General features: G+C 26.1%; 18 protein-coding genes. 16 read left to right on the forward strand and 2 right to left on the reverse strand.

What is annotated here, in order from left to right:
- Positions 1–7 precede the first annotated feature (7 nt).
- The 8 genes from ABFX13_RS05175 to ABFX13_RS05210 all read left to right on the forward strand — a co-directional run bounded on the left by ABFX13_RS05175 (position 8) and on the right by ABFX13_RS05210 (position 8,235).
- Positions 8–1,546 (forward strand): UDP-glucose--hexose-1-phosphate uridylyltransferase, encoded by a 1,539-nt coding sequence (locus tag ABFX13_RS05175; protein ID WP_346043458.1) that lies wholly within the window; start codon positions 8–10, stop codon positions 1,544–1,546.
- A gap of 343 nt (positions 1,547–1,889) precedes the next feature.
- On the forward strand, positions 1,890–2,909 hold the full coding sequence (locus tag ABFX13_RS05180; RefSeq protein WP_346043461.1) for a LacI family DNA-binding transcriptional regulator: 1,020 nt from the start codon (positions 1,890–1,892) through the stop codon (positions 2,907–2,909).
- Positions 2,906–3,814 (forward strand): ribokinase, encoded by a 909-nt coding sequence (gene rbsK / locus ABFX13_RS05185; protein ID WP_346043464.1) that lies wholly within the window; start codon positions 2,906–2,908, stop codon positions 3,812–3,814. Before ABFX13_RS05180 ends, rbsK begins: the two co-directional genes overlap by 4 nt.
- Before the next feature lie 4 nt (positions 3,815–3,818).
- On the forward strand, positions 3,819–4,214 hold the full coding sequence (gene rbsD / locus ABFX13_RS05190) for a D-ribose pyranase (RefSeq protein ID WP_346043467.1): 396 nt from the start codon (positions 3,819–3,821) through the stop codon (positions 4,212–4,214).
- 30 nt (positions 4,215–4,244) lie between these two features.
- Positions 4,245–5,735, forward strand: coding sequence for a ribose ABC transporter ATP-binding protein RbsA (gene rbsA / locus ABFX13_RS05195; protein WP_195925710.1), 1,491 nt, complete (start codon positions 4,245–4,247; stop codon positions 5,733–5,735).
- A gap of 2 nt (positions 5,736–5,737) precedes the next feature.
- On the forward strand, positions 5,738–6,709 hold the full coding sequence (rbsC, locus tag ABFX13_RS05200) for a ribose ABC transporter permease (protein WP_346043470.1): 972 nt from the start codon (positions 5,738–5,740) through the stop codon (positions 6,707–6,709).
- Positions 6,710–6,724: 15 nt separating this feature from the next.
- Positions 6,725–7,618, forward strand: coding sequence for a ribose ABC transporter substrate-binding protein RbsB (gene rbsB, locus ABFX13_RS05205; RefSeq protein ID WP_346043473.1), 894 nt, complete (start codon positions 6,725–6,727; stop codon positions 7,616–7,618).
- 110 nt (positions 7,619–7,728) lie between these two features.
- Complete coding sequence (locus ABFX13_RS05210) at positions 7,729–8,235, forward strand: PaaI family thioesterase (RefSeq protein WP_346043475.1); 507 nt, start codon at positions 7,729–7,731, stop codon at positions 8,233–8,235.
- Between the two features lie 76 nt (positions 8,236–8,311).
- Here the strand turns inward: ABFX13_RS05210 and ABFX13_RS05215 are convergent, their stop codons facing one another.
- Positions 8,312–9,133, reverse strand: coding sequence for a nitroreductase family protein (locus ABFX13_RS05215; RefSeq protein WP_147544521.1), 822 nt, complete (start codon positions 9,131–9,133; stop codon positions 8,312–8,314).
- A 189-nt stretch (positions 9,134–9,322) separates the two neighbouring features.
- On the opposite strand from ABFX13_RS05215, the gene ABFX13_RS05220 reads away from it, so the two are divergent.
- The 3 genes from ABFX13_RS05220 (at position 9,323) to ABFX13_RS05230 (ending at position 13,118) form a co-directional block, all read left to right on the forward strand.
- Entirely contained in the window at positions 9,323–10,225 is a 903-nt protein-coding gene (locus ABFX13_RS05220) for a LysR family transcriptional regulator (RefSeq protein ID WP_346043479.1), read from the forward strand.
- A 219-nt stretch (positions 10,226–10,444) separates the two neighbouring features.
- Positions 10,445–11,389 (forward strand): L-lactate dehydrogenase, encoded by a 945-nt coding sequence (locus ABFX13_RS05225; protein WP_147544517.1) that lies wholly within the window; start codon positions 10,445–10,447, stop codon positions 11,387–11,389.
- 985 nt (positions 11,390–12,374) lie between these two features.
- Entirely contained in the window at positions 12,375–13,118 is a 744-nt protein-coding gene (locus tag ABFX13_RS05230) for an FtsZ/tubulin family protein (RefSeq protein ID WP_346043483.1), read from the forward strand.
- 48 nt (positions 13,119–13,166) lie between these two features.
- Here ABFX13_RS05230 and ABFX13_RS05235 read toward each other — a convergent pair whose 3' ends face one another.
- Positions 13,167–13,697, reverse strand: coding sequence for a hypothetical protein (locus ABFX13_RS05235; RefSeq protein WP_346043485.1), 531 nt, complete (start codon positions 13,695–13,697; stop codon positions 13,167–13,169).
- Between the two features lie 428 nt (positions 13,698–14,125).
- Here ABFX13_RS05235 and ABFX13_RS05240 point away from each other — a divergent pair, with 428 nt between their 5' ends.
- From ABFX13_RS05240 to ABFX13_RS05260, 5 genes are all read left to right on the forward strand, one after another.
- Positions 14,126–15,367: a peptidase U32 family protein gene (locus ABFX13_RS05240; protein ID WP_346043488.1), complete on the forward strand. Its 1,242-nt coding sequence runs from the start codon at positions 14,126–14,128 to the stop codon at positions 15,365–15,367.
- A 154-nt stretch (positions 15,368–15,521) separates the two neighbouring features.
- Positions 15,522–16,559 carry a YkvI family membrane protein gene (locus ABFX13_RS05245; protein ID WP_346043490.1) on the forward strand — a complete coding sequence of 346 codons (1,038 nt, stop codon included), beginning with the start codon at positions 15,522–15,524 and terminating at the stop codon, positions 16,557–16,559.
- A gap of 134 nt (positions 16,560–16,693) precedes the next feature.
- Positions 16,694–18,007, forward strand: a complete 1,314-nt coding sequence (locus tag ABFX13_RS05250; protein WP_346043492.1) for a sensor histidine kinase — start codon at positions 16,694–16,696, stop codon at positions 18,005–18,007.
- A gap of 93 nt (positions 18,008–18,100) precedes the next feature.
- The gene (locus tag ABFX13_RS05255) at positions 18,101–18,793 is read left to right on the forward strand and encodes a DUF3298 and DUF4163 domain-containing protein (RefSeq protein WP_346043494.1); all 693 of its coding nucleotides are present in this window, start codon (positions 18,101–18,103) and stop codon (positions 18,791–18,793) included.
- A gap of 151 nt (positions 18,794–18,944) precedes the next feature.
- Positions 18,945–19,394 carry a C-GCAxxG-C-C family protein gene (locus ABFX13_RS05260; RefSeq protein WP_346043496.1) on the forward strand — a complete coding sequence of 150 codons (450 nt, stop codon included), beginning with the start codon at positions 18,945–18,947 and terminating at the stop codon, positions 19,392–19,394.
- Positions 19,395–19,399: the final 5 nt, after the last annotated feature.

A 19,399-nucleotide genomic window follows, 5' to 3' on the forward strand; every position in this document is an offset into this window, starting at 1 on the left:
AGGAGATATGAGTATATATAAAGATTTTGAAAGACTTATAAAATATGGGTTAAAGCATGAGTTATTTACAGATGATGATATAACTTATATAAGGAATTCTCTTATAGAATTATTTGATTTAGATGAATACATAATAGAAAAAGATAATAAAGACTATGATAATTTAAGTGACATAATGAATAATTTACTAGATTATGCTTATGAATTAAATATTTTGGAGTCTAATACATCAGCATATAGAGATTTACTAGATACTAAAATAATGAGCTTGTTTATACCAAGACCTTCAGAGGTTATAAAAGAATTTAACCATAAATATAAAAAAGATAAAATAAGTGCAACCAACTACTTATACAATTTAAGCAAAGCTTGTGATTATGTTAGAACTAATAGAATAGCTCAAAATATAACTTGGAAAACAAATACAGAATATGGAGATATAGATATAACTATAAACTTATCTAAGCCAGAAAAAGATCCAAAGGCAATTGCGAAGGCTAAAGACATTAAATTATCATCTTATCCTAAATGTTTACTATGTAAAGAAAATGTAGGTTATAGAGGTAGATTAAATCATCCTGCAAGGCAAAATTTAAGAACTATACCTGTAAATCTTAAAGATAAAAAATATTACTTACAATACTCTCCTTATTCATATTATAATGAACACTGTATAATTTTTTCAGACAATCATGAACCTATGGTTATAAATAAAGAAACTTTTGATAAAAATTTAGATTTCATAGAAAAATTTCCACATTATTTTATAGGATCAAATGCAGATTTGCCTATTGTTGGAGGTTCTATATTAAGTCATGACCATTATCAAGGTGGAAGATATGAATTTGCTATGGACAGAGCTAGTGATATTGTAGAGATTTATATAAAAGGCTATGAAGATGTAAAGATATCAATGATAAAATGGCCTTTATCTGTAGTTAGAATAAATTCAAATAATAAGAAAAAATTAAGTGATTTAGCAAGTTTTATATTAAATCATTGGAAAAATTACTCCGATGAAAAAGCTAATATATATTCACATACTAAAGATATACCTCATAACACTATAACTCCTATTACGAGAAAAAGAGGTAATAACTTCGAAATAGATTTAGTCTTAAGAAACAATAAAACTAATGATAAATATCCAGATGGAATATTCCATCCCCATAAAGAGCTACATCATATTAAAAAAGAGAATATAGGTCTTATAGAGGTTTTAGGTCTTGCTGTATTGCCAGCAAGATTAAAAGAAGAGCTAGAAATTGTAAAATTGTGTTTATTAAAAGAAAAAGATGAAAGCTTTATAAATGAACAATTAAAAATACATTTAGATTGGTATAATTACTTAAAACTTAAGTATGATAATTTAAGTAATTATAATATAGATGAAATCTTAAGATATGAAGTAGGTATTATATTTAAAAAGGTCTTAGAGGATTGTGGAGTATTTAAATATGATGAAGCTGGATTTGAATCAAGAAGTAGATACATAGAAAGCTTCAAAAAATATATGGGAGTTCTGAAATACAAATACCTTTTATAGGTCATAATATGTCTTTTCTAGAAAAGTCTATATTGAAAAAGATTACTCTAATTTAGGGTAATCTTTTTTTAAAATCCAATGAAAAGAAATATCTAAAGGATAAGGTTAAAAGTATATCATAAAAAAACAATAAAATGAAAAAATATTAAGTAATCATCAAAAATATTGAAAATGCTATAGTAATAGCTGTTATTTCGCGTTGAATAATCTTGGAAAATGATTTCAAAATGATGTACAAATAAAAATATGTTGCATTAAATGGATATAGTATGGTATATTTATAAAAAAGGATAACCGGTAACCCTAAAAATAATACACTAAATAAACTTGGGAGAGGATTTAATTGGTAACTATAAAAGATATAGCAAATTTAGCAGGGGTATCAAAAACTACAGTATCAAAAGTATTAAATCATAAGGACCAAAAGATTAGTGAAAGTACAAGGCAAAAAATACTTAATATAGTAAGAGAAAAAAACTATGTACCTAATAAAATGGCACAAAGCTTAGTAACAAAGAAAACTAAAACGATAGGGCTTATAATTCCGGATATCAGAAATCCATTTTTCACAGATATAGCAAGGGGAGCAGAAGACAAGGCTGTGATAGAAGGTTACAATATAATACTTTGTAATACAGATGAAAACATAGAGAAAGAAACAAGAGCTTTTAACACATTAACAGAGAAGATGGTTGATGGAATTATATTTGCACCATCCTCTAAAACTGAAGTTAACTCAAATGAATATAAAATATCATCAAAACCAATTGTATTAGTTGATAAAGAGTTAAATATAGAAAATCTTAAAGGTGTAGTAAGTTTAGATAATGAAGAAGGAACTTACTTAGGAACAAAACACCTAGTAGGAATAAACCATAAAGATATACTTTACTTAAGTGGACCACTAAAAAGTGAAATATCTATAAATAGATTAAAAGGATATAAAAAAGCTTTGAAAGAATCAAATATAAAATTCAATGAAGATCTTGTAATACAAGGAGAATATTCATTTGAATGGGGCTATGAAGTAGTTAAAAATTTAGATGAAATAAATTTTACTGCAATATGCGCAGCCAATGATTTAATAGCAATAGGAGCTATAAAAGCTTTAAAAGAAATAGGTATAAAAATACCACAAGATATAAGCATAGTTGGATTTGATGACATTCAAACTGCGAATATAATTGAGCCGCAACTTACAACTATAAAACAAAATTCCTATGATATGGGATATGAGTCGGCAAGTATACTCATAAATAACTTAGAAAATAAAGAAATTAATAATATAGAAAAAATGATTTTTAAACCAGAGCTTGTAATAAGAAGTTCAACATCTCAAAACTTTAGAGGAGGACGATTATGAAAAAGATATGTGTAATAGGTAGTTTAAATATGGACTTAGTAGTAAACGTAGAAAACATGCCTAAAAAAGGACAAACATTAATAGGAAGCGACTTTAAGGAAGTACCGGGTGGCAAAGGTGCAAATCAAGCAGTTGCAATGGCAAGACTTGGTGGAGATGTAAGAATGATAGGTAAAGTTGGGACTGATAGTTTTGGACAAACTTTAATAGATGCACTTAAAAATAATAATGTTGATACAACTTATGTACATAAAGAAAATGGACCAACTGGTGTAGCTATGATAACTGTTGACAAAAATGCAGAAAATACAATAGTTGTTGCACCAGGAGCAAATTTTAAAGTTAGCAAAAATGACATAGATAAAAATATAGAAGCTATAAAAGGAAGTGACATAGTAGTTGTTCAATTAGAAACACCACTTGATACTATAAAATATACATTAAAAAAAGCTAAGGAGTTTGGAAAATATACAATATTAAATCCAGCGCCTGCTGTTAAGTTAGAAGATTCTATAATAGAAAATGTAGATTTACTTACACCTAATGAAACAGAGCTTGAAATATTAAGTGGAGTAAGTATAAACAATGAAGATGATATTTTAGATGCAGCTAAAACTATGATAGAAAAAGGAGTTAAAGAATTAATAGTAACTCTAGGGTCTAAAGGTAGTTTATATATAAATAAAGACAAATCAATGTTTAAAAAATCATACAAAGTAGAAGCTGTAGACACTACTGCAGCAGGAGATAGTTACACAGGTGCTTTATCAGTAGCTTTTTCAAAGAATGAAGATATAGAAACAGCTATGGATTTTGCATCAAGAGTAGGTGCTTTATGTGTTACAAAAGAAGGTGCGCAAAGTTCGCTACCAACATTAGAAGAAGTTAATAAATTTAGGGGGTAAAGATATGAAAAAAGGAAAATTATTAAATAGCGAAATATCATCAGTTATATCTCAAATGGGACATACAGACAGTTTAACTATTGGAGATTGCGGTTTACCTATACCTAAAGATGTCAAAAGAATAGATTTAGCTTTAAAGTATGGCGTTCCAACTTTCTTAGATACATTAGATACAGTACTTGAAGAACTATGTGTAGAAGAAATAATAATAGCAGTAGAAATAAAAGATGCTGCAAACGAGATGTATAAAGAAATATCAAATAGATTTGAAAATGTAAAAGTAACAATGGTAGAACATGAAGAGTTTAAGAAAATGACTAAAGACTCTCACGCAGTAATTAGAACAGGAGAATGCACTCCATATTCAAATATAATATTAAAATCAGGCGTTGTATTTTAGTAAAACTTTTAAATTCGGAAGGAGTACTATATGAAAAGTCCTATTTTGCAGATGAAAAATATAGTTAAAGAGTTCCCTGGAGTAAAAGCCCTAGATGGAGTTAATTTAGAACTTTATCAAGGAAAAGTAATGGCTCTTATGGGAGAAAATGGTGCAGGAAAATCAACACTTATGAAAGTTTTAAGTGGTGTATATAAAAAAGATGGTGGTCAAATTTACTATAATGGAAACTTAGAAGATATAAAAGGACCTAAAGATGCACAAGAAAAAGGTATAGCAATAATACATCAAGAGTTAAATTTAATACAAGATTTAACTATAGGTGAAAATATATTTTTAGGAAGAGAACCTAAAAAAGGATTCAAAATAGACTTTAAAAAGCTTTATGAAGAATCTGATAAATATTTAAATAAATTAAATATAAAAACTAGTTCAAAAGAATTAGTTGGAAATTTAAGTTTAGGGCAACAGCAAATGGTAGAGATAGCAAAAGCTTTATCATTAGATGCAAAGATAATAATAATGGATGAACCAACAGATGCTCTTACAGATAAAGAGACAGAAAGTTTATTTAATGTAATAGAAGATTTAAAAAATGAAGGAAAAGCCATAGTGTATATATCACATAGATTAAAAGAAATTTTTGAAGTATGTGATTATATAACAGTTTTAAGAGATGGGAAATATGTAGGAAGTGAAGAAATATGCAATCTAGATGAAGATAAAATGATAGAAATGATGGTTGGAAGAAAACTTACAGATCAATTCCCAAGACATGAAGTTGAAAAAGGAAATGTAATTTTAGATGTTAAAAATATTTCTAATAAATATGTAGATAATATATCTTTTAATGTAAAAAGCGGAGAAATAGTAGGTATTGCAGGGCTTATGGGAGCGGGAAGAACTGAACTTGCAAAAACTATATACGGACACATAAAAAAAGAAAATGGAAAAGTCATTGTTAATGGAAAAGAAGTTAATAATAAGTCAGCCAAAGATGGACTTAAAAATAAGATAGCATATGTATCTGAAGATAGAAAGGGCGATGGATTAATTCTTTCATTATCGGTTAGAGAAAATATGACTATATCATCATTAGATAGTTTATCTAGTTTATTTAAATTAAATAAGGCTAAAGAAAATACTCAAGTTAAAGATTATATAAAGAAAATGAATATAAAAACTCCAAGTGAAGAACAAATCATTAAAAATTTAAGTGGGGGAAATCAGCAAAAAGTTGCAATAGCGAAAGCTCTTATGACTGATCCTGATGTACTTATACTTGACGAACCAACTCGTGGAGTTGACGTTGGTGCAAAAAAAGAAATATACGATCTTATAAATAAATTTAAAAGCCAAGGTAAGGCAGTAATAATGATATCTTCTGAAATGCCAGAAATACTTGGTTTAAGTGATAGAATACTAGTTTTAAGTCAAGGCAGATTAACTGGAGAATTAGATATCAAAGATGCAACTCAAGAGAGTATATTAAAATATGCAGTTAAAGTGAAGGAGGCTTAAATATGGAAGCTAAAATAAGTCAAAACAAAAATAAACAATTAGATTTAAAGAGCTTATTAATAAAGTATAAGTCGTTAGTGGGATTATTATTATTAATAGTTGTAGTTTCGATTCTTAGTCCATCGTTTTTAAGTACTAGAAACATATTAAACATACTTAGACAAACATCAGTTAATGCTATAATAGCAGCCGGTATGACATTTGTAATATTAACAGGAGGAATAGATCTTTCTGTTGGATCAGTCCTTGCTCTTAGTGGAGCTTTTGCAGCATCGCTTTTAGCATCAGGGCAAAGCATTATAGTAGCCGCAATGGCAGCTATAGTAGTTGGAGCAGTAGTTGGATTTTTAAATGGATTTGTAATTGCTAAAGGAAAGTTACAACCATTCATAGCAACTCTTGCAACAATGACAATACTTAGAGGTATAACTTTAGTTTTTACAGATGGAAAGCCGATAACTTTAGGGAGTAATGCATTAGCAATGGCATTTGGTAAAATAGGTGGAGGAACAATATTAGGGATACCATCACCAGTAATTATAACAATATTAGTATTTATATCATGTTATTATATTTTAAACCACACTAAAATGGGTAGATATACATACGCTTTAGGTGGAAATGAAGAAGCAACTAAATTATCAGGACTTAATACAGATAAAATAAAAATATGGGTATACACTATAAGTGGGATATTATCAGCTGTAGCAGGTATAATAATAACTTCTAGATTATACTCAGCTCAACCTACTGCAGGTACAGGATATGAGCTTGATGCAATAGCAGCAGTAGTACTTGGAGGAACGAAGCTTACAGGTGGAAAAGGTAAGATAAGTGGAACAATAATAGGTGCTCTTATAATAGGGGTATTAAGTAATGCTCTTAATATATTAGATGTATCATCGTACTACCAAATGATGGTTAAAGGTATAGTTATACTAATTGCTGTATTATTAGACAGAAAAAGTAACTAAGAAAGGAAGATAATGATGAAAAAATTTCTTTCAATAATAATGACTATAGTCTTATCAAGTTTCATTCTAGTAGGATGTAGTCAAAAAGATAATAATACAAAGAAAATAGGTCTTATAGTATCAACATTAAATAATCCTTTCTTTGTTGATTTAAAAAAAGGTGTTGAAAAGGAAGCAAAAAAACTAGGCTATGAGGTTGTAGTATTAGACTCTCAAAACGATCCAGCAAAAGAAGTATCTAATATGGAAGATATAAGTGTAAAAGATGTATCTATAGTTTTATTAAACCCTGTTGATTCAGACTCAGCAGTGGCGTCAGTAATGATAGCTAACAATTCAGATATTCCAGTCATGACTGTAGACAGAGTTGCAAATGGTGGAAATGTAGTATCGCACATAGCTTCTGATAATATAGCTGGTGGTGACATGGCAGCAAAATTCTTAATAGACAAATTAGGAAATAAAGGTAATGTAGTGGAACTTGAAGGAATAGCAGGTTCATCAGCAACAAGAGATAGAGGTAAGGGATTTGAAGATGGTGTAAAAGGTAGTAATTTAGATATAATAGCCAAACAATCAGCAGACTTTGATAGAACAAAAGGTCTTAGTGTTATGGAAAATATTATACAATCTAAGGGGGATATAAATGCTGTATTTGCCCAAAATGATGAAATGGCTTTAGGTGCATCAAAGGCACTTGCAGATGCGAATATGAAAGATGTACTAGTAGTAGGATTTGATGCAACAGATGATGCTGTTGATGCAGTTAAGAAAGGTACTATGGCAGCAACTGTAGCTCAACAACCTATACTTATAGGAGAAACAGCGGTAAAGGTAGCTAATCAATATTTAAAAGGTGAAAAAGTAGATAAATTTATTCCAGTTGAATTACAGTTAGTTACTAAATAAGCAAATGGCTAAGGTGAGTTATCATAACCTTAGCCATTTTAAATTACATTCATCTTTTTGTTATGATATAATACTTAGGGAATTAGTAGTATAAGATTGGAGGCAACACTATGGAATACAAAGTGTTAAAAAAACAAAATGTCAGTAGCAATTGCTTAGTTTGTGGAATTGAAAATGATTTAGGATTAAAAGCAAATTTTTACGAATTAGAAAATAATGAACTAATAGCTATATGTGATACTAAAGAGTGGCATCAAAGTTACCCAGGAAGAATGCATGGAGGTATGTCTGCTGCTATATTAGATGAAACTATAGGTAGAGCTATAAGTTTATCAAATAATGAAGTTTGGGGTGTTACTGTATCTTTAGATATAAAATATAAAAAGCCTGTGCCAACAGACTGTACTATAAAAGTAGTAGGAAGAATAATAAAAGAAAATAGAAAGTTATTTGAAGGAACGGGAGAAATTATATTGCCAAATGGAGAAATAGCAGTAACTGCTACTGGAAAGTATATGAAAATGCCAGTAAATAAAATTATAAAAAATGAAAATCTTCTTGAAAAAGAATGGATATCAGTTAAAGATGAAGAAGAAATAAATTACATAGAATTATAATTAAATTAAATATAATAAAAGCAATATAAAAATCTTTTAGCTTAAGATTTTTATATTGCTTTTATTTTTATAAAATCTATTTCCAAGATATAACTGCATCTTTTCTAGGAGCAGTTCTTTGATATTTCACGCTAGGGTATCCAATTACCATACAAGTAACTATATGTTGATTTTCATTAAGACCTAAAAAGTCCATAATTTGTTTATTTCTATCAGCAGCTTTTATAAAGAATCCACTAAAGAAAGTACCAAGACCTAGTGCATTAGTCATAAGTTCCATATTTGAAGAAGCAAGAGATGCATTTACTGGAGAATCAGATACCACAAGTATTACAGCAGGAGCATTAAAAAATAATCCATCTATGCCCTTAGGATCAGCTTTGTAAGATTCGTACATATTAATCCACATTTTAGCATATTTTTCATATGGAATAGTTTGTGGATTTAAATTATCTAGCAACTTTTTACCTAATTCATTTAAGCTCTCTAAAGTCATTTTCTTTAACTTATCTATATTATCTTTTACTACTATATAAGATACATTTTGAGCATTAGTAGATGTTTGAGTAAATCTTCCAGCTTCTATAATTTTTTCAATCTTTTCATTTTCAACATCTTTTTTCTTAAAGTGTCTTACACTTCTTCTAAATTTTATAAAATTAAGTAAGTTATCAGCATCTATAGAAAAATCATTTTTATTATATTCTAAAACTTCATCCATATTATAATCATCTGTTGCTACTGCTTTTTTAGGACATATAGAAATGCAGTGGCCACATTTAAAACAGTTTACATTATTAATTTGAGCTTTGCCATCTACAAGTTCTATATCTTTTACTATACAATCATTAACACATAAACTACAACCTATACAAAGGTCTTTATCAACTTTCATCATAATTAAATCCTCCCAAATTACTTATATATTTTGACATATCAATAAATAAAATTTATACTTCATTTATATAATAAAATTATATATTTAATGAGATTATAGCACTTATATATCATATATGTCTAATTCAAATTGTTTATATAACTATAACTTTTCGTTATGGGTTTTAAAAATTAAAATAAGGAGGATAAAATGAATTTACAACAATTAGAGTATTTTAAAACTATAGCTGAAACAGAGAACTTTACAACATCAGCTAAACTTTTATCAGTAACTCAACCAGCATTAAGCAAAGCAATATCTAAATTAGAAGATGAGTTAAAAGTTCCCTTATTTGAGAAAAAAGGTAGAAATATAAAACTTACACGTTTTGGAAAAACATTTTTAATTTATGCAAATAGAGCTTTAACAGAAATTGATAAAGGTATTAATGAATTAAAAGAAATGATTAGTGAGGATAGAGGAACTATATCTATATCATCTACGCCTAGGATAGGTGTTTATTTTATGAATTTTTTTATAAGTGATTTTTTAAATAATAATCCTGATACTAAATTTCAATTTAATCAACAATCTGTAGATAGTATAGTAGAAAATTTAAAAATTGGGAAAATAGATATAGGATTTTATGATAGTGAATATAAAATTGATGATAATTACGATATAGAATCTATTCCAATAAAGAAACAAGAATATATTTTAATTGTACCTAAAAATCATATTTTTTCAAATAGAGAAGAAATTTCTTTAAAAGAATTAAAAGATGAATACTTTATAGCATTTTGTGAAAATAGTAAAGACCGATTAATATCATATAGTGAACTTTTAGGTTATACTCCTAAGATAGCTATTCAGCCTGATGGAGCAAATATAGGAAGTGTAGTTGAAGGATTAGTATCTGCAGGTGCTGGAATTTCTATAGTCCCAAATACGCCAATGATTAATACAAATGCATTATCCAAAATAAAAATTAAGGAAAATATAAAAAAGAGAATTATATATATGGCATATTATAAAAATTCTTACATGTCACCTATTGCAAAGAAATTTAAAGATTATATAATACAATCAAACAATATAGAAATGAATAATTAAAAGTTTTTATATTAAAGTTTATAATAGTTATTTTGTAATTTTTATAAAAAAATAAAATAAAAAATAAAATTAAATTTAAAAAATAAGTTTAATTTAATGACTCTATGGGAATAATTGTATATAATAAAAATCTGGATTAAAATTTAATAAATACTAAAGTGTTATTAAATAGAAAAAATAGGACAAAATAATGATATAAACATTTGGAGGAAAAGATATATGAAAAATAAGGTAGTAATAGTCGGTACAGGAATGGTTGGAATGAGTTATGCTTATTCTATGGTAAATCAAGGAACTTGTGAAGAATTAGTTTTAATTGATATAGATAAAGACAAAGCTAAAGGAGAAGCTATGGATTTAAATCATGGTTTAAACTTTGGCAAAAGAAAAATGAAAATATATGCAGGTGATTACAAAGATTGTAGTGATGCATATATTATATGTATAACAGCTGGTGCTATACAAGCTGAAGGAGAAACTAGACTAGATTTATTAAATAAAAATACAAAAATAATGAAAAATATAATAGATAATATAAAAGCATCTGGATTTAATGGTATATTGTTAATAGCTACAAATCCAGTAGATATAATGACTTATATAGCTGCCAAACTTTCTGGATATGATAAACATAAAGTAATTGGATCTGGTACAACTCTAGATTCATCAAGACTTAGATATACTTTAAGTGAAAAATTAGATGTTAATCCTAAAAATGTACATGCTTATGTTATGGGAGAACATGGAGATTCTCAATTTGTAGCATGGAGTTATGCATTACAAGGGGTTCAACCTATCTATCAAATGGCATCTAGAAAAGACAGTAAAATAACATTTGATGATTTAGCAAAAATAGAAGATGAAGTTAAAAATGTAGCTTATGAAATAATTAAGTGTAAAAAATCAACTTACTATGGTATAGGAATGGCTTTAACCGCTATAACTAGAGCTATACTTGAAAATGAAAATAGCATACTTACAGTATCATCTTATTTAAATGGAGAATACGGACATAATGATGTATATATAGCAGCACCTAGTGTAGTTAATAAAGATGGAGTAAGAGAAGTAATACAATTACCATTAGAAAAAGAAGAAAAAGAAAAATTTGATAAATCTATAAAAGTTATGAAAGAAAATATAGAAAAGATTGAATTACAATAATTAAGGTATTTAAAATAATAAAAAGCAAGAAAAAGAGTATGCAGTTGCATACTCTTATTTTATTTATTATAAAAATTAAAAAATAAAAATTTTAAAAACATGTGGAATTTTTATTTTAAAGTGCATATATTAAATATATAGTGAAAGATACAAAAAATAAATTGCAAATAATAAGGAGGATAAAAATATGAAAGAATTAATTAGTCTAATGTATTTTGAATATGAGGAAGAATTAATTTATGATTACTCACCAGATTATAAATTAGATTAAGTGAATTAATTAATAATTTAAAAATCAAATTTAAAAGTTTAATGATTAATTATATAACTAAATTTCAATAATAATATAAATACGCACTATTAAATGTAAAAAATATTTATATTATTATTATTAGATTTATAGTAAATATGATGAATTTTAATTGATAAATTTCAAAATGAAAAATTATAAGGAGGTAGTAAATATGGAAAAATATATTGTTATGGAATGTTTTGGGTATGAAATGGACTTAGATTACGATTATTCACCAGACTATGAAGTAGAATAATTTTAAAATCTATAAAAGGTAGGTAGTAGGAGGATAAAAGGTGTACCCCGAAAATTTAAACACATAAAAGGAGCTATTTAAAAATTATTAATAGCTCCTTTTAAATTATTAATTTATTATATAATCTATACAATAATGAAATGAATCTATAACTGTAATAACTTTGTTTATATATTTTTTTACATTATCAAAATTAAATAAATTTCTAGCTTTTAAAATAGTTGTACTCATCATTATCACTTAACAAATCCTTAATAAGTTAATATAAAAATACATATTACATTGTACTACAAAAGTTTCGAAAAAGTTTGTATAAAAATCAATACTTTACTATAAACTATTATTTTAGTAATATATTACTAGAAAATTATAGTAGATTAATAATACAAATGTTTATAATAAACACTATACTAATAAATAAATTAAGGAGTAAGACTATGAATTTTAATAATAAATTTGCAAAAATAATAGGTGTAAGTGAAGATGGTATAAAAAACTTAGAATACATAATAAATTATAAAAAAAATAATGAAATATTATCTACAGAAAAAATATCTATAAACCAAGATATAGATAAAGATTATGCAGCTAAAATACTAGATGAAGTAGAAATTTTGTTTATAACATACAATTCAAAAGAACAAAGAACTTGTGATATAGTAAAAGCTGTAAACTACATGGCAAAGGAAAGAAGAATAGTATCTATAGGTATTGATGTTAATCAAGACAAGAAAAAAGTTGAGTTTGATTTTAATGCTGAATTTATAATGACTGATGAAAATAGAAACTTAATATGTGAGCTAATAGAAATGATGGTTGAATCTGTTTCAGAAGAGTGTACTATAAATATAGATTTAACAGATTTAAAAGAAATATTATCTAAAGAAAAAGGATTAGCTCATGGATTTATTGAAAGTGATAAATCAGTAAATAAAGAAGAATTAGTTGAAATGTTATTTGATAGTATATTAAAAACAGATGAAGATTTAACTAAGAAAAAAGGTATAGTGTTTATAAGCCTTGGAAATGAATACTGTGAGATAGAAGAAGTATTACATATGTTAAATGAAATGTTAGAAAATATACAAGGTAAAATAGATAGTAAATGTGATTTAATATTTACATTAGCTTTAAACGAAAACTTAAAAGATAAAATAAGAATGGGTATATTATATAACTAATATTACATAAAAAAGCTGTCTAAAGTTTAGACAGCTTTTTTTTATATATTATCTAAAGTCAGCTATATTATTTTCTATACTCATAAATTGAAGTATGCTAGGTAAAGGAAGTTTTTTACTTTCTATGCCCATACCAAACTGTTCAAAAGCATCTTTAGCATTTTCACCATAAGTTTTTAATATACCATCTTCTAATTCTTCTAAATGTTTATGTATATAAGATTTTATATCGTCTATAGTTTTTAAAGATTCTATTTCTTCTCCACGTAAAACATGTTTAAATATTTCAAAGCCTGCACCTTTAGATCCCCATATAAATATTCTGAAAGTAACTAAAGAACTTTCTATATATATTCCACAGCTTACAGAGTTCATATGATTTATATCGCTATATAAATGTTGGTTAAAATCAACAAATCCACTAGGTGCTACTTCGTGAACTTTAGCATCACTATATTCTAAATCGCTTTTAGTTAATTTATCGTGTAAATCTGAATAACCTAAGCTATTTAATAATATATCAGCAAATTTAGTAGGATGTATAAAAATTTTATCACTAGTTAAAAATTCTTTTTTCATGACTTGCTCCTTTGTTATATGTAAATTTACAATGTTATTTTAACATATTAATATAATATTTCAAAATTAAAATTATTATCTTTTAATCATATTATCATCAATTTCACTTAAATCTTTGACATATCCATAATTATCTATATTTTTACAACAATATACTTTCAACTGAAAACTTAAAAAATATTAAATGGAAAAAGAAGATAGTATAATCAACGATTTAAATAAAAATATTACATCAAAGTTATTTGTTGATAGATATATATATGTAAAAAATAAATCTAAACTAGATTTTATTTATACACTTTGATATAATAAAATAGTTTTAGTATATAATATAAATTATTAATAAACAGACGACAGCCCTCTTTTAAATAACTGAAAATTTTTAAGGAGGGTATTTTAGATAAAAATATCTTAATAAAGGAGACGCTATGCAAAATATAGAATTATTAGCACCAGCAGGTGATTTAGAAAGATTAAAAACAGCTTTTGTATATGGAGCGGATGCAGTATACATAGGTGGAGAAATATTTGGTATGAGATCTGCTGCTAAAAACTTCAATAAAGAAGATATGGCAGAAGGGATAAAATTTGCACATGAAAGAGGAAAAAGAGTATTTGTTACTGTAAATATAATACCTAGAAATGAAGAGTTTGAACAATTAGAAGCTTATTTAAAAGAATTAGATGAAATAGGCGTAGATGCAGTTATCGTAAGTGATCCAGGAGTATTTAGTGTAGTAAAAAAAGTTATTCCAAATATGGAAATACACATAAGTACACAAGCTAGCACAACTAACTCATTCGCAGCTTCATTTTGGTATAATCAAGGAGCTAAAAGAGTTGTTATGGCAAGAGAGTTATCATTTAAAGAAATTAAAGAATTAAGAGATAATACTCCAGAAGACATGGATATAGAAGCTTTCATACATGGTGCTATGTGTATGTCATACTCAGGTAAATGTGTAATAAGTAATTACACTACAGGCAGAGATGCAAATAGAGGTGCATGTGCACAATCTTGTAGATGGAAATATACTTTAGTTGAAGAACAAGATAATGGAGAATATAAAAAAGTATTAGATGATGTAGATGCAGAATTTTTCTTTAACACTAAAGATATGTGTATGATTGAATATATACCAGAAATTATAGAAAGTGGTATAAATAGTTTTAAAATAGAAGGAAGAATGAAAACTGCATACTATGTAGCAACTACAGTTAGAGCTTATAGAATGGCAATAGATGAATATTTAAAAGACCCAGAAAACTGGAAGTTTAATCCTATGTGGCTAGAAGAGCTTAAAAAAGGTAGTCATAGACACTTTAGTACAGGATTTTATTTAGACAAAACAAGTACTAAAGATCAAAACTATGAATCAGCATCTTACGTTAGAAATTATGATTTTATTGGAGTAGTTAGAGGGCATGATGAAGAAACTGGATTACCAATAGTAGAACAAAGAAATAGAATGTTTGTAGGAGATAAGATAGAAATAATAGGACCAGGAAAAGAAACAGTACATGCTACTATATTAGAAATGTATAATGAAGAAGGAGAAAGTATAGAATCAGCTCCGCATGCTAAGCAAATAGTTAAAATGAAGTTAGATGTAGAAGTAGAAGAATATTATATGTTAAGAAAACCAATAACATCTATAAATATATTATAATAAAAACAAAACCAGAAGCTATATAATAGTTTCTGGTTTTGTTTTTATATATTTAAATAATAAGTAATATAAGTTTTAATCCATTTATATATTAATAATGAAACATTATATGTTTAGTATTAGTATATAGGAGGGGATTAATATAGTTAAAAATATGAAGGAAATTATTATGTTGGCAGGAGCATATATATCAGTTTGTATAGGCTCAGGTTTTGCAACAGGACAAGAAATACTACAGTTTTTTTCATCTCAAGGGAGTAAAAGTATTTTAGCAGGGATTATATGTATGATTCTTATGATGTATTGTGGTGCAAGTTTATTTAAGATAGGAAAAAATACTCAATTAAGGTATAGCAATGACATATTTACATATTTATTTGGAGATTTTATGGGGAGTATATTTAAAATAATTATACCTGTATTTTCTTTATGTAGTTTTATTGTTATGATATCAGGTGCAGGAGCAACTTTGAATCAATATTATGGAATAAATAAAATTTTAGGTGGAATTATATTAGCGATAATAACAATGATATCAGTTATTATGGGTATGAATAAAGTTTTAGACATATTAGGAAATTTAGGGCCTATAATAGCTGTAATTGCCATAGGTGTAAGTATAGTTTCTATTACGAAAAATTATCAAAATTTAAGTAATATAGATTTTACAATAAATAATTTAGGTATTGCAAAAGCAATTGACAGTTGGCCCATATCTGCAATAGTATATAGTGGACTTAATATAATATTTGCAACGCCTTTTTTGGTTGGAGCAGGTAAAACTGCAAAAAATATAAAAAATTGTAAACCAGCAGGAATAATAGGTGGATTCATACTTATATTATCTGCAATGTTTATAAACATAGCTCTTTTAGCCGATATACAAAATGTACATATGCAAGAAATACCAACTTTATATATGTCAAAGCAGATATCACCATTAATAGGAAATATATTTTCATTAATACTCATTGGTGGAATATATACAACAGCAGCACCTCTATTATGGAGTGTATGCAATAGTTGTTATCCAGAAAAGTCCAAAAAATTTAATATAATGGCTATAATGTGTACTATATTAGGGATATTTGGAGGTATGCTTCCATTTTCTTACTTAGTTAATTTTATGTACCCTATATCAGGGTCTGTAGGAGTTTTAATTATATTAGCTTTAATAAAAAAAAGAAGATAACAAATCTTCTTTTTTTTATTAAAATATATACTAGCATGTAAATAATTTAAATTTAATAAAATCAAAATTTATAATATTTTTTGAGAATATAGAAGTATTAATCAAAATATGCTAATATTAAAATTGGGGAAGGGGTGAAAGAGATAAATATAACAGATTTTTTTTTAATAAGCATACCTGAAGCTTTAGTAATATTTTCATCTCTTAGCGTAATTGTTGAAAAAGAGATAAGAAAAAAAGATATAATTTATATGGCTTTAATATACTCAATAATATGTTTTATATTAAAAAATAATTTTCCAGTAGGCTTAAATAATATTTTTATGAGTATTTCAATAGCTATCATAATATATTTATATTCTAAGGTAAACCTTGCACGATGTTGCATTGCAACAATTATAACTTTATCTACAATACTTTTTTTTGAGATATTATCAATAGTTTTCATAAGTTTTATAGGAATTAATTTAGAGCATGTATTAGAAAATCAAATATTAAAAATATTAGTTTATTATATACCTATATCAATAATGTTTATAGTAATTCGACTGCTTAAATATAAAAAATTCATCAAAAAAGTAGATAATATCAGTAAAATGTATATAAACAAACAAATAGAAAGTATGATACTTTACATAAGTGCATTAACAATGGTTATTATGGGAATTGTTGTATTACTTGTATACAACAATAAAAATTTAGTTTATAGTACAGAACGTTTTTTAATTTTATTTTTAACTTTTTCATTTATACTAATACTAATAGGACTAATATTAATATTAATAAATTATAATAAAAGAAAAGTATTAGATGAAGTAGAAAGAAATTTAACAGAAAACAATTTAAAACAAATGAAAGATACTGTAGATGTCCTAAGGCTTCAACGACATGATTATATGAATCATTTACAAGTTATACTAATGCAAATATCAAATGGAAAAAATGAAGATGCTAAAAACTATATACTAGGAATATCTAATAATGATAGTAGTGGAATTACTTATTTCAGTACAGGAAATTCATATATAGATGCTATATTAAATACTAAAAAAAGAAGAGCACTTAAATATGATATACAACTTACGGCATGTATAGATAGTTTATTAGAAGATATAGAACTATCAGATTCAGAACTTAGCTCTATACTTTTAAATATAATTGATAATGCAATAGATGAACTTAAAAAACACAATAAAGATTATAAGTATATACATGTTGATGTTTATAAAGAAGAATATTATCACAATATATCAATTAAAAACAATGGAAGTATAATTAAAGATAAGAAAAAAATATTCGAACTAGGATACTCTTCAAAAGGAATAAATAGAGGTTATGGATTATATGCTATTAAAAAATTATTAGAATCATACAATTGTATTTTAGACGTATATAGTGATGAGATGGAAACAGAATTTAATATACAAGTACCGATAACAGCAAAATAGGATGCATCTTTAAAGATGTATCTTTTTTTATTTGTAACAAATTGTACAACAATACATATTCTAAATTATAATTTAGGTTTTAGGAGGAGAAATATGAGAAATACTTTAGAGTGTAAGAATAATTTTTCTTGTGTATCTGAAAATAAGTTATCTATAGATACTGAATTTTTAAGATACGAATTAATTTATCCAAAGATAATAATTTATCCTAAATTTATATATCACAATGACTATGATAAGCATAAAATCCAAAAGATAAATGAGATTATATACAATGATATGATATCGTTTAAACAAAATATAGAAAAAGAAGCAGAAGAATATGAAAAAAATTATAATAAAGAAAATATTAAATATCAATATGAAGGATATATGAATTTTAAAGTAAACTATGATAAAAATGATATTATAAGTATAACTACTGAAAAATATGAATTTACAGGTGGAGCACATGGTATGACTTATTTGGTAGGATATAATTATAATTTAAAAACAGGAGAAGAAATTAAGTTAAAGGATTTATTTAAAAAAGGAGTAGATTATAAAACTATTATAAATAGTTCTATTAAAAAAGCTATAAAGCAAAATGAAGAACTATTTTTTAAGGGGAATGAGGGTTTTAAGGGTATAAGTGATAATCAAAAATTTTATATATCTAATGATGGAATAATTATATATTTTGATATATATGAAATAGCACCGTATTATGTATCTATTCCTAAGTTTAAACTATACTTCAGGGAATTTAAAAAATATTTAAATATAGATTATATATGTATTGAATAAAAAAAGACTACCTAAATGGTAGTTTTTTTTATAGTTAAAATCTATAGAATTAATAAGATTTATAGATTTTAACTATTGTACAAAAAAAAACAATTGACTTATAATTACTAATGTAGAAAAATGTCAAATAATACAAAATGGAGGAATAATTATGACAAAACAAGAAAGAGTAGAAGAAGTAAGACGTATAGCAGAAGGTTATTTTGAAAGAGGAGAATTTTTTTGTTCAGAAGCTGTATTAAAAACTATAAATGATGAATTAGGGAAACCATTTAGTGATGATGTAACTAAATTAGCATCAGGCTTTCCTATTGGAATAGGTAAATCAGGATGTTTATGTGGAGCTGTAAGTGGAGGAGTAATGGCATTTGGAATGGTTTATGGTAGATGTCATAAAGAGCCTATGAATGAAAAAATGTTTGTAGCTTCATCAGGTTTACATGACCATATAAAAAGTTTATATAAAAGTACTTGCTGTAGAGTTATGACTAAAAATTTTGAGTTTCAATCACCAGAAAGAAAAGCTCATTGTGTAAAAATAACTGGAGAAGTAGCAGCTTACATAGCTGAAAAATTAATAGAAGATAATAAATTAAAGTAATAGAG

This window comes from Paraclostridium tenue (genome assembly GCF_039521565.1).
GTDB classification, from domain to species: Bacteria; Bacillota; Clostridia; order Peptostreptococcales; family Peptostreptococcaceae; genus Paraclostridium; species Paraclostridium tenue.